General features: G+C 34.8%; 10 protein-coding genes. All 10 read left to right on the top strand.

All coding sequences use genetic code 11. The annotated features are described in order from the left end of the window. The first annotated feature begins 22 nt into the window (after nt 1–22). The 10 genes from malQ (at nt 23) to I2H87_RS03945 (ending at nt 12946) form a co-directional block, all read left to right on the top strand. Nucleotides 23–1522 carry a 4-alpha-glucanotransferase gene (gene malQ, locus I2H87_RS03900; protein ID WP_054705553.1) on the top strand — a complete coding sequence of 500 codons (1500 nt, stop codon included), beginning with the start codon at nt 23–25 and terminating at the stop codon, nt 1520–1522. A gap of 198 nt (nt 1523–1720) precedes the next feature. Beyond that, nucleotides 1721–2500: a glucose-1-phosphate cytidylyltransferase gene (gene rfbF, locus I2H87_RS03905; RefSeq protein WP_195609381.1), complete on the top strand. Its 780-nt coding sequence runs from the start codon at nt 1721–1723 to the stop codon at nt 2498–2500. Between the two features lie 3 nt (nt 2501–2503). Further along, nucleotides 2504–3553: a CDP-glucose 4,6-dehydratase gene (gene rfbG, locus I2H87_RS03910; RefSeq protein ID WP_195609382.1), complete on the top strand. Its 1050-nt coding sequence runs from the start codon at nt 2504–2506 to the stop codon at nt 3551–3553. A gap of 17 nt (nt 3554–3570) precedes the next feature. After that, nucleotides 3571–5175 carry an aldolase catalytic domain-containing protein gene (locus tag I2H87_RS03915; protein ID WP_195609383.1) on the top strand — a complete coding sequence of 535 codons (1605 nt, stop codon included), beginning with the start codon at nt 3571–3573 and terminating at the stop codon, nt 5173–5175. Beyond that, nucleotides 5175–5828, top strand: coding sequence for an HAD hydrolase-like protein (locus tag I2H87_RS03920; protein WP_195609384.1), 654 nt, complete (start codon nt 5175–5177; stop codon nt 5826–5828). The genes I2H87_RS03915 and I2H87_RS03920 overlap by 1 nt, the downstream gene beginning before the upstream one ends. A 34-nt stretch (nt 5829–5862) precedes the next feature. Then, the gene (locus tag I2H87_RS03925; protein WP_195609385.1) at nt 5863–6786 is read left to right on the top strand and encodes an NAD-dependent epimerase/dehydratase family protein; all 924 of its coding nucleotides are present in this window, start codon (nt 5863–5865) and stop codon (nt 6784–6786) included. Then, nucleotides 6779–7738, top strand: a complete 960-nt coding sequence (locus tag I2H87_RS03930) for a glycosyltransferase (RefSeq protein ID WP_195609386.1) — start codon at nt 6779–6781, stop codon at nt 7736–7738. Before I2H87_RS03925 ends, I2H87_RS03930 begins: the two co-directional genes overlap by 8 nt. A gap of 17 nt (nt 7739–7755) precedes the next feature. Next, nucleotides 7756–9567: a thiamine pyrophosphate-binding protein gene (locus I2H87_RS03935; protein ID WP_195609387.1), complete on the top strand. Its 1812-nt coding sequence runs from the start codon at nt 7756–7758 to the stop codon at nt 9565–9567. A gap of 67 nt (nt 9568–9634) precedes the next feature. Continuing rightward, entirely contained in the window at nt 9635–10666 is a 1032-nt protein-coding gene (locus I2H87_RS03940) for a glycosyltransferase family 2 protein (RefSeq protein ID WP_195609388.1), read from the top strand. A gap of 381 nt (nt 10667–11047) precedes the next feature. Beyond that, a complete protein-coding gene (locus I2H87_RS03945; protein ID WP_195609389.1) occupies nt 11048–12946 on the top strand; it encodes a hypothetical protein in 1899 nt (632 codons plus the stop codon).

Raw genomic sequence — 12946 nt, forward strand, 5'->3', positions numbered from 1 at the left:
AGAAAACAAAGGAGTGGAAGTTATGAGAGAGAGCGGAGTGCTTTTGCCGATATTTTCATTGCCGTCCAGGTTTGGAATCGGGTGTTTTTCAAAAGAAGCGTATGAATTTGTCGATCAGCTTGAAAAAGCAGGACAGAGCAGATGGCAGATTTTACCGCTTGGACCGACCGGATATGGAGATTCACCCTATCAGTCATTTTCGACATTTGCGGGAAATCCATATTTTATCGATCTGGAAATGCTGGCTGAGGAGGGGCTCTTAACGGAGACAGAATGTACGCAGGCAGATTTCGGAGAAAAAAAAGAGGAGATTGATTATGAAAAACTGTACAAACAGCGGTTTCATGTGCTGAAAAAAGCATTTGTGCGGTTTGAAAAAAGTAAAGAAAAACAGGAAAAAGATTACGAGAACTTTGTCAGGACAAATCGGGACTGGCTGGAAGACTATTGTCTCTATATGGCGATCAAAGACAGTCTGGGCGGGATCAGTTGGATCGAGTGGTCAAAAGAATTGCGGGACCGCGAAGAACAGGCATTAAAATGTGCACGGCTTGAATTAGCGGAGGAAATCCGTTTCTACCGTTTTCAACAATATGAATTTGACAAGCAGTGGAAAAAGCTGCACCGATATGCCAATGAACATGGAATCCGGATCATCGGAGATATTCCGATCTATGTTGCGTTTGACAGCGCGGATACATGGGCGAATCCGGAATTGTTCCAATTTGATGAAAATAATCTGCCGACAGGCGTGGCAGGATGCCCGCCGGATGGATTTTCCGCAACAGGGCAGTTGTGGGGAAATCCGCTTTATCGTTGGGAATACCATAAGAAAACAGGATACGACTGGTGGATGAAGCGGATCGCTTATAGTTTCCAATTATACGACGCCGTGCGTATTGACCATTTTCGGGGGTTTGACGAATATTATGCGATTCCGTATGGAGAAAAAACTGCGGTCAATGGAACGTGGATGCCGGGACCGGGAATCGAATTTTTCCGCACGGTGGAGGAAAAATTGGGGCATCTGGATATCATTGCGGAAGATTTAGGCTTTTTGACGGATACAGTGTTGAACCTGCTTTCAGACACCGGTTTTCCGGGGATGAAAGTGGTACAGTTTGCGTTTGATTCCCGGGAGGCTGCGAACTATCTGCCGCATACTTATACGCAGAACTGCGTCGTTTATACGGGAACACATGATAATACGACGACAAGAGACTGGTATCATACCGTTTCTAAGGAATGCCGTGATTTTGCAAAAGAATATCTTTGCAAGTCGGCTCTGGATGAGGATCAGCTGGCATGGGATTTCATTGCAATGGCAATGGGAAGCGTAGCGGATCTTTGCATCATTCCATTGCAGGATTATCTCTGTCTGGGAGCGGAAGCGCGGATCAACACGCCATCTACTCTTGGCGGAAATTGGGTTTGGAGGATGAAAAAAGGGCAGTTGGATGAAGCGCTGGTAAGAAAAATTCATAAAGTGACGAAGCTGTATGGACGGTTGACGGAGAAGTAAGGAAATAAAGAAAAAGTGAATAAAGGACCACAGTGTCAATGTATACTGACACTGTGAACAGAACTGTAAAGCAGGGAGAAATACCAAAAAATATAAATTGGTGTTTTTCCCTGCTTTTTGTTGTGCGAAGCGAGAGGAAAGGAGGGGAAATCCTTAAGTTTCCAACTTGAGGAATAAAATACATGAGGAGGAAAAGTTATGAAGGTTGTTATTTTGGCAGGTGGATTCGGTACCCGAATCAGCGAAGAAAGTCACCTGAAACCAAAGCCGATGATCGAGATCGGAGATAAACCGATACTCTGGCACATTATGAAAGAGTATTCACATTATGGTTACAATGAATTTGTGATCTGCTGCGGATATAAGCAGCATATGATCAAAGAGTATTTTGCAGATTATTATTTGTACAATGGTGATGTTACATTTGATTTTGGAAATGAAAATAAAATGATCGTTCACAATAATGTATCAGAGCCTTGGAAAGTAACCCTCGTGGATACAGGGCTGAATACAATGACCGGCGGACGGATCAAAAGAATCCAGAAATATATCGGAAACGAGCCGTTCTTGATGACATACGGAGATGGAGTGGCTGATATTGATATCAACGAATTAGTAAAGTTTCACCAGGAAAAGGGACAGCTTGCTACATTAACGGCTGTTCATGTGGGACAAAGATTCGGCGTGCTTGATATTGATCGGGAAAGCAGGGATATCCGGGCGTTCCGAGAAAAATCCAGCGCGGACGGAAGCCGTATCAGCGCCGGGTATATGGTGCTGGAACCGGAAGTGTTCGATTATATCGAGGGAGATAAAACAGTTTTTGAGAAAGAGCCGTTGGAACAGCTTGTACGAGACAGACAATTGAATGCGTACAAACACAATGGCTACTGGCAGTGTATGGATACACAGCGTGAAAAAGAAAAATTAGAAGAACTGTGGAATTCCGGAAATGCTCCATGGAAAGTGTGGGACTGATCTATGAGGGAATTGAGTTTTTATAAAGGAAAAAAGATATTAGTCACAGGGCATACTGGGTTTAAAGGTACATGGCTTTGTAAAATTCTTGTGAATGCAGGAGCTAAGGTAACAGGTTATTCATTAGAAGCTCCGACAAATCCAAATTTATTTGAACTTTCAGGAATTGAGAATGAGATTAATTCGATCATTGGCGATATCCGCGATCTGGAACATTTGAAACAGGTGTTTGCGGAAGTACAGCCGGAGATTGTTCTTCATCTGGCAGCACAGCCGATCGTACGGGATTCATATAAAGATCCGGTTTACACTTATGAGACAAATGTGATGGGAACGGTAAATATTTGTGAATGTGTGCGATTGAATCCTTGTGTAAAATCGTTTCTGAATGTAACGACAGATAAGGTATATCACAATAATGAGTGGGAATGGGGATATCGGGAGAACGATCCGTTGGATGGATATGATCCTTATTCCAACAGTAAATCCTGCTCGGAGTTGGTGACACATAGTTATATTAATTCATTTTTTAAAGAAAACGGCATTGCGGTTTCAACAGCCAGAGCAGGTAATGTGATCGGCGGAGGAGATTTTGCAAATGACCGGATCATACCGGACTGCATCAGGGCGGCGATCAAAGGAGAACGTATTATTGTGCGAAATCCTCATTCGACCCGTCCTTATCAGCATGTATTGGAACCATTGGTTGTCTATCTGCAAATCGCAAAAGAGCAGTATGAAGATCCTAAATATGCCGGATTTTATAATGTGGGTCCGGATGACTGCGATTGCGTGACTACCGGGGAATTAGTAGATTTGTTTTGTAATGCCTGGGGAGAAGATCAGACTTGGGAAAACCGCTTTATGGGGGGACCTCATGAAGCTAATTTCTTAAAACTGGATTGTTCCAAGATCAAGCAGGTGTTTGGCTGGAGTCCGAGATGGCATGTGGAAGAAGCTGTCCGGTATACCGTGGAGTGGGCAAAAGCCTGGGCGGCTGGAGAAAATATTTCAGAAATCATGGATCGGCAGATCGAAGAATTCTTTAATTAAAAGTGAGGAATATTTACGTGAAAGATATTAAATTATTAGATTGTACACTTAGAGATGGAGGTTATTTAAATGATTGGGAATTTGGTCATTCTAATCTTATCTCCACTTTTGAACGTTTAGTAAATACTAATACAGAAATTATTGAAATCGGTTTTCTTGATGAACGGAGAGAGTTTGATGTCAATAGAAGTATTATGCCAGATTCAGAATCAGCAAGGAAAATTTATGGGAAAGTTGATAAGAAAAATGCGATCATCGTTGGTATGATCGATTATGGCACATGTAGTATCGGTCAACTTGAGAAATGTGAAGATAGTTATTTGGATGGAATTCGTGTAATTTTTAAAAAACATTTGATGCATGAAGCGATTGAATTTTGTAAACAAGTGAAAAATCTCGGATATAAAGTTTTTGCACAGGCAGTATCGATTACGAGTTATAACGATGAAGAACTTATGGAATTGGTTGAATTGGTAAATCAATTAGATCCATATGCAATGTCTATGGTGGATACTTATGGTCTTCTTTATAAGGAGAACTTAATGCACTATTTTATACAATTAGATAAACATTTAAAAGAAGGAATTGGTCTCGGATATCATTCACATAATAATTTCCAACTAGCTTATTCTAACTGCATGGAAGTACTTAGATATGAAACAAAACGACCGGTTATTGTTGATGGGACGCTTTATGGTATGGGGAAAAGTGCCGGAAATGCACCGATTGAATTGCTTGCAATGCATTTAAATGAGCAATATGAGAAAAATTACGATATTAGTCAGATGTTAGAAGCTATCGATGGAAATATTATGCAATGGCATCTAAAAACACCGTGGGGTTACAGTATGTTCTATTATGTTGCAGCCTCAAACCATTGTCATCCGAATTATGTACAAGCATTAATGGATCATCACACCCTTTCAATAAAATCTATCAATGAAATATTGGATAAAATTGAAGATGAAAAGAAATTACTTTTTGACCAAAAATATATTGAAGAATTGTATTACGAATATCAAAAAGAACAATGTGATGATAGTGAGGACAAAAGAAAACTTGTGTCTGCATTAAAAGATAAAGACATTTTGATTTTGGGACCGGGAAGTACACTCAAGTCAGAATCTTCCAAAATTTCGCAGTACATCAAAGAAAAAAAACCATTGTTGTTATCAATCAACTTTATACCAGATGAGTTTGATGTTGATTATGTATTCTTAAGTAATCCGCGCCGCTATATTCGTTTGATGCATGCTTTAAAAGAAAAAAGAAATGGGAATGTTGAGATTATTGCTACATCAAATGTAACAAGGGCTAAGGGGAAATTTTCTTATACGTTAAATAATAGTTCTTTACTAGATAAAGATGCTGTTGTGATGGATTATTCATTTGTGATGCTTTTAAAAGCTTTAAGAAGTATCGGCGTAAACAAAGTGACTTGTGCCGGATTAGATGGATATAGTGAAGAACAATCTAATTATGCTTCAAAGGATATGGAATATTGGTTTGCAAAACGAAATGCTGCTCTGTTAAATCGATATGTAACAGAATTTCTAAACAGCATTGAATCTGATATGAAAGTCAGCTTTATAACGACTACACTCTATAAGGAAAAAGAATAATGAAAAAATATGATATTGCAGTATTTGATGTAGATGGAACACTTTTAGACACTACAGAAGGTGTTTTATCGGCTGTTCGTTACACTATAAAAAATTATAATTTACCTTCTTTATCAGAAGAACAGCTAAAAACATTTATAGGTCCTCCGATACAAGATTCTTTCCAAAAATATTATCAGTTAAATGAAAAAGAAAATCAAAGGTTAGCAGAATGCTTTAGAGACAGATATAAAAACTTTGATCTATTAAAGGCAGTTCCTTATCCGGGAATTTTCGATGCAATAGATGTTCTGTATCAAAATGATATTAAAATAGCGGTCGCTACTTATAAACGTCAAGATTATGCGATCAAATTATTAAAGCATTTCCAGTTTGATAAATATACTGACATTATGTATGGCGCGGATAATTTTAATAAACTCAAAAAAAAGGACATTATTATTAAATGCATGGAAGATTTAGGGGTTACAGATTATTCAAAAGCGGTGATGATAGGGGACACTGATAACGATGCAATAGGTGCAGATGAGATTGGGATGAACTTTTTAGGTGTTACTTATGGATTTGGATTTAAAAATCTGAATGATGTGAAACAATATCCTGCAATTGGAAGCGTAGATAGTGCAGAAGATATATCAGCTTATTTTGTTTAAATACATTTGATACTTAATGGAGAGAACGAAAGTTATGAAAAAAGTAATTGTTACAGGTGCTACAGGAATGGTTGGAGCTACCATGATCGAACAGATGCTTGCAGATGGAATAGAAGTGACAGGAATTATCCGACCATCATCAGCTAAAACAAAAAACTTAGTGAAAAGTGAAAATTTTCATGTGATCGAGTGCGACATTGATAATCTTCTTAGTTTGAAAAATGTGTTGTCAAAAGATTATGATACATTCTATCATTTCGCATGGAATGGTACATATGGTGCCAGCAGAGATGATATTCGTTTGCAAGTATGCAATGTGAAAGATACTTTAGATGCTGTTGAATTGGCTCATTTTATTGGGTGTAAATCTTTTATCGGAGCAGGTTCACAGGCAGAATTCGGACATGTTCAGGGCGTAATTTCCGATGCACTGCCTAAAAATCCTGTGACGGGATATGGAATTGCTAAATTAGATGCGTGCAGAATGGGAAAACTGCTTTGTGAACAATATGGCATTCGACATAACTGGGGGCGGATTGTCAGCACCTATGGTCCAAGGGATAATACGTACACAATGGTAATGTCAAGTATTATCCGTATGTTGAACGGAGAACGGATGCAATTTACTAAAGGTGATCAAATTTGGGATTATTTGTATGGTGGGGATTGTTCACGGGCATTTTATTTGATTGGAAAATATGGGAAACATGGCAAAGCGTATACTATCGGATCAGGAGAAACTAAACTCTTAAGAGATTATATTCAGATTATCCGGAACATAATTAATCCAGAACTTGAAGTTGGAATCGGAGAACTAGATTATTATCCTAATCAAGTTATGCATTTGGAGGCGGATATAACAGAACTTACGAATGATACAGGATTTAAGCCGACTATATCTTTTGAAGAGGGAATAAAAAATACAATAGAGTGGTATAGGAGCAATGACAATGTGTAAACATATTTCAGTTATGACTCCTTGTTATAACGAGGAAGATAATATTTTAAATCTATACAATGAAGTGAAGAAACAGTTTGAAAATTTACCTCAATACACATATGAGCATATTTTTATAGATAATTTTTCCACTGATAAATCACGGGATATTTTACGAGAATTAGCCCAAAAAGATAAAAAAGTAAAAGTGATTCTGAATGCACGCAATTTTGGACCAAATCGATCGGGGAGTTATGGAATGCTTCAGGCAACGGGAGATGCTTTGATCTGTATTGTATGCGATTTACAGGATCCACCGGAAATGATTCCTCAATTTCTTCAAAAATGGGAAGAGGGATATAAAGTTGTTTTGGGACAAAAATTAAAAAGTAAAGAAAATCCGATTATGTTTCAAGTAAGAAAACTTTATTATCGAATTATCAATTGGTTATCAGAAACCCCTCAATATGAAGGGGTAACAGGATATGGATTATTTGATAAGGAATTTTTAGATACTATGCGATGGATGGACGATCCGGATCCGTATATTCGTGGATTGGTTCCAGATCTTGGATATAAAACTTATCTTTTACAATATACTCAAAATAAACGAGAATATGGAAAATCTAGTTACAATTTTAATAGCTATTTTGATTTTGCGATTACCGGAGTAACACATGTATCTAAAAAACCTTTGAGAATAGCAACAATGATCGGAATGGGAATGTCTGCCATTAGTTTTCTTTTAGCTATTGTATATTTAGTTATGAAATTAGTGAAATGGGATTCTTTCTCTATGGGAACTGCTCCGGTTCTAATCGGAATGTTTTTATTAGCATCGGTACAATTAGCTTTCATTGGAGTGATTGGAGAGTACATCGGTGCTATTTTAACACGGGTTACAAAAAGACCTATGGTAGTTGAAGAGGAAAGAATTAATTTTGAGGATGATTCTAAAAATAGTAATCGCTAGTCGTGAGGAGGACGAATATGAGAGTAAAAATTTCAGATTGGATTGCTGAATTTCTTGTGAAACAGGGAATCCGCCATAATTTTACAGTTCCAGGTGGAGGTGCGATGCATTTAAATGTATCATTTGGACATCAAGAAGGATTGGAAAATATTTTTGTTCAGCACGAACAAAGCGCTGCAATTGCTGCTGAGGGGTATTTCCGAGCTACAAATGAAATACCACTTGTATGCTGTACTACCGGACCAGGGGGAACTAATACATTAACCGGAGTGTTAGGTGCCTGGTTGGATAGTATTCCGATGCTTATCGTAAGTGGACAGGTTCGGTATGCAACAACTGCCCGTGCTGCAGGTATACCCGTTCGTGCAATGGGGGATCAGGAATTTGATATTACTCCTATGGTCGCACATATGACAAAGTATGCAGAGATGATTACCGATCCAAGAACTGTAAAATATCATATTGAAAAAGCATTATATTTAGCTACTCATGGAAGACCAGGACCGGTATGGTTAGATGTTCCATTAGATATTCAGGGAGGATATATCGATACAGAGGAATTTATTTCTTTTGATCCTGAAGAAGTTAAGCAAGAACTTCCGCCTAAAGTAAATGATGAACAAATAGAGGTTGTTATTGAAAAAGTAAAGGATGCAAAACGACCGGTATTGATCTTCGGTAATGGTATTCATATCGCAGATTGTGTAGATCTGGCAAGACAAGTTGCAGAAAAATTAAAAATTCCCGTAACGGTTGCATATGATGCAACTGACTTGATGCCTACGGAGAATGAATTTTATGTCGGTCAGGGCGGATTACTTGGAGACCGGTCAGGAAACTGGGCAATACAGAATGCAGATTTAGTCCTTTCTATTGGATGTCGCTTGAGTTGCAGACAAGTTGGATACAATGTGCATAGCTGGGCAAGGGAAGCTTTTGTCATTATGGTTGATATTGATAAATATGAATTACAGAAGCCGAGTATCCATGTAGAGATGCCAATTCAGGCAGATGCAAAAGAATTTTTAGAAAAATTAGATGAAGCATTATCCTATGATTTAGAACCTCATACAGAATGGCTTGGAATTTGTCAGGATTGGAAGAAAAAATATCCGGTTGTAACAGAAAAACATTACGCGGGAACCGGTTTGGTCAATGCATATTGTTTTTTAAATGAAATCAGTCATAGAGTTTCAGAGAATCAATTAATTGTACTTGGCAATGGAACAGTAGAAGCATGCCTTCATGCAATTTTTATAAAAGAACATACAAGACTGATATCTAATAGTGGTGCAGCTAGTATGGGATATGATCTTCCGGCGGCAATTGGTGCATGTTTTGCTACTGGAAAAAAGAATACAGTTTGTCTTACCGGCGATGGAAGTATTCAGATGAATTTACAGGAATTACAAACTATTGTTTTCCATAAGCTTCCAATTAAAATTTTCATTGTAAATAATCAGGGATACCATTCTATGAGACAGACAGAGGGAAATCTTTTCCCTGAATATACAAAGATTGGTGTAGGACCAGAAAGTGGCGATCTAAGTTTTCCGGATATGAAAAAGATTGCAAATGCGTATGGTATTCCATACTGTTCAGCAGCAAATAATAAAGAGTTGGGATCTGCTATCGAAAATACTCTTAATACAGAAGGGTATGCAATGTGTGAAATATTTGCGACAACAGAACAGAAATTTGAACCAAAGAGTGCAACAAAACGCTTAGAAGATGGAACACTTGTAAGTCCGCCATTGGAAGACTTAGCTCCATTTTTACCAAGAGAGGAATTGGAAAAAATTATGATTATTCCTATGTGGGAAGCATAATTAATTCTGTTTTAATCTAAAAAATAGTAGAGAAAGGAAAAATGTACTTTTTACATTTTATAAAAAAATGAATGAAAAACCATTATTTACAATAGGTATTGCATCTTATAATTATGCAAATTATATAAAAAGATTGCTTTCTTCTATAAAAGAACAAACTTTCAAGGATTATGAGATATTAATTTCGGATGATTTTTCAACAGATAATTCTCTTCAAGTGATTAATGAATTTATAGATGAAAATCCTGATATTTGTGTCAGACTAATCGTAGCTGAGAAAAATGAAGGACTTGTCGCAAATAAAAATAAATTAATAGAAAATTGTAAAGGAAAATATTTAATGCTGTGTGATGCAGATGATTGGATGAGTAAAGATTGTCTTGCAGAAATGGCTCAAAAAATTGAGATTGAAAAACCTGATAGAGTAATTTCGCAGGTAGCTCATATTGATCAAAACAACAATATTTTGCAAATTGAATATATTCCTTCCAATCAGACAAAATGGGGGTGGAATCTGCATCATGGAAGTGTTTATAAAACTGATATTTTAAAAGAGAACAATATTTTTATAAAACAGATGCCAGATGATGTATATTTAACGGTAGATTTTGCTCAACATAGTTCTAAATTATCTATTATACATAAAACGTTATATTATTGGTTGGTTCATACAGATTCTGAAGGCAGAAAAAAAATCAATTTTAATGAAACATATGTGCAAGCTACTTTTTGTGAAGTGTTGAAACATGTAACGAAAATAATAGACAATTTAGAAAAATCAAATTTAAAGAAACAAGAGGATATTCAGGAATTAAAACTGGTAAGATTAAAATTATATTACTTTTATATTTTATTTGTATTTCAGAATGAAACTTATAAAGATAAAATTAAATATTATAATCAATTACACAGATGTATAAACGGTCTTGATAAAAATTATAGGCAAACTCAGTGCCTTTCAAAAAGTTCAGAAATTGTTTTGAGAGAATATCCCATGAAAGCCATTCGTCTTTGTACGTTGCTTGAAAAATTACATTTGATGAAATTAGGTTTGTTTGGCTATCATTTAATGACTAAATTTAAATATTTTGATCAGTAACTCAAATATCTCAATACAATAAAACATATCTTAAGGTAAAAATATGGGAAACGAAATTCACAATATTAACAATCCAGATAGAATAAAAGTAGATTGTTTATAAAGTGTATCGTTTCCCTTACTTAATGGTTCCAGTTGATTATGAGATAATTACAATTAGCTTTTTAAATAAAAATATACAGAGAGGAAAATGTTGTTTTACCATTGAAAACAATATACAGATTAAAAATGAAATGTGTCTTTTCTAAATTTACGAATATAAGTAACAAAATAATCTATTTTGTTTGCTTGATTCTTATGCTTGTTGGAATGGTATTCAATTCTCTAAATTTGAATACGCTCAGTAAACTATGCCTTGTAAGTTTTTGGGTAATTACAGTATTGGGGGTTATAATTTTAAAATTCAAAAATGGTATTACCTATATAAGAGAAGCTTTTTTTATTTTTACTTTATTAGCGATTTTCTATGATTTATATGCTTATCGAGTTTGGGTAATAAATAACTACGGACCAATCTCAAAAATTTTATTAATTAGTTTAATTTGCATTAATTTAAATTTAATATTAACCTTTTTTTTCGCACAATTTAGATTTGGGAAAATAAAAAAATATATCGAAAAAAATTGGAAAATCTTTATTTTTATTACAATTTTTATAATACTTAATTTACATATATTAACTACTGGATTTACACCGGATTCATATAGTTATTATATCGGAGCAAAAAAATTATTAGGAGAATGGGATTTTACGCTAAATCTTGCGCCACTTCAGATGGCAGGACATTTGACAATTGGATATACTGTTTTTTGTGATATAGGGCTATTATTATTTGACACTATTGGAATAAAATTTATTCACTTAATCTTAGCTTCAATTACTATATTTTGTTTTTATAAAGTGGTATGCTATTTTTTCCCTTCATATCCAACTATTTTTAAATATATAGGTGTTTCGATTTTTTCCTTTTCGCCTTTATTTTTAGGGATTCTGCACGGAATCAATTCAGACTTTCCTATGACATGCTTTTTTGTTTGGTTTGTTTGTTGCGATTGCTACGATAAAAAAATATTAAAGAATTTTTGTGCTTTTTTATTATGCTTTTCCAAAGAAGTTGGAGTTGTTGTCTTAGGAATGTATATTGTTGGAGATTTTATATATTTTCTACTCAAAAAGAATAAATCTTTTTTCCAAAAAATTAAATTATATTTTTTGTCATATAGATGGACTTCTGGTATTGCAATAATTTTTTTTCTGTTCCTATTAATTTATGGGGGATCAGGATGGGGAGAAAATGCAAAAAACAGTCTTTCTACTATTTTAACTAATAATGCAGAAAATAAAATATTATTTAATTTTGATTTTATTTTATATAAACTTAAAGAAATGTTTCTCTTAAATTTTTCCTGGATGGCAAGTTTATTATTTTTGATTGGAATGATAAAATTAATTTATAAAATTGTCAATAAAAATAATTTAGATTTCAACGTTCAGAAAAAAATACTTTTACCTGTTGTTTCGAGCAGTATTGGATTTTTAATGTTTAATTTACTATTTTTTACTTACCCTCATTACAGATATTTACAGCTATTTAATTTTTATTTTTCACTAGCTATTATAGCTTGTATACATTGGCTGGTGAGCAAAAGGATCATGCAAATATGTATAGCATTATTGCTCAGTATTTGTTTTTTCTTACAATCATTTTACACCCTAGACCCTGTTTCCAAAAAGATATTCCCTACTATTAATGTTGGAAATCGAAATATTGTTACTACTAAAAAATATATCTCCAAAAATCAACAACTACTTACGGGAAAAGAAGATTCTGATGTATATAGTCAAGTTTTTTTTGACAGTACATTGAATAATAAGGATCAATTGGGATTTGAAATAATTACGGAAAAAGCACTCGAACAAATTAACTATAATGGGAAACAAAATGTGATCTTTCCATCTTTATATGGAAATTCTTTAGATTATACTCTTCTGTCAATGTTTGGAAGAGGGGATCGAGATACGTTTTATTGGGATGAAAAAACAAAAAATATAACGGATAATCCTGATAATATAAAATTAGAATTTTTAGATATTTACGAAGTTATAAACTCTGACGAGTATGAAAACACAGAAAAGACATTTTATTATTTCCGATATCCATATTCTTATGAATATGATGAGAAAGAGAATCTTGATAATTTCGAGATAATTTCGGATAAACCTGTAACATTTAATGGTTGGACATTAGAGATACTTGAATTAAAACTTCTTAGCAAATAA

Source organism: Mediterraneibacter glycyrrhizinilyticus, assembly GCF_015560805.1.
Classification (GTDB): domain Bacteria; phylum Bacillota; class Clostridia; order Lachnospirales; family Lachnospiraceae; genus Schaedlerella; species Schaedlerella glycyrrhizinilytica_A.

Coding starts and splice junctions, on each gene's coding strand:
- I2H87_RS03935 (WP_195609387.1), top strand. CDS start 7,756: ATGAGAGTAAAAATTTCAGATTGGATTGCTGAATTTCTTGTGAAACAG.
- I2H87_RS03920 (WP_195609384.1), top strand. CDS start 5,175: ATGAAAAAATATGATATTGCAGTATTTGATGTAGATGGAACACTTTTA.
- I2H87_RS03925 (WP_195609385.1), top strand. CDS start 5,863: ATGAAAAAAGTAATTGTTACAGGTGCTACAGGAATGGTTGGAGCTACC.
- rfbG (WP_195609382.1), top strand. CDS start 2,504: ATGAGGGAATTGAGTTTTTATAAAGGAAAAAAGATATTAGTCACAGGG.
- I2H87_RS03940 (WP_195609388.1), top strand. CDS start 9,635: ATGAATGAAAAACCATTATTTACAATAGGTATTGCATCTTATAATTAT.
- malQ (WP_054705553.1), top strand. CDS start 23: ATGAGAGAGAGCGGAGTGCTTTTGCCGATATTTTCATTGCCGTCCAGG.
- rfbF (WP_195609381.1), top strand. CDS start 1,721: ATGAAGGTTGTTATTTTGGCAGGTGGATTCGGTACCCGAATCAGCGAA.
- I2H87_RS03930 (WP_195609386.1), top strand. CDS start 6,779: ATGTGTAAACATATTTCAGTTATGACTCCTTGTTATAACGAGGAAGAT.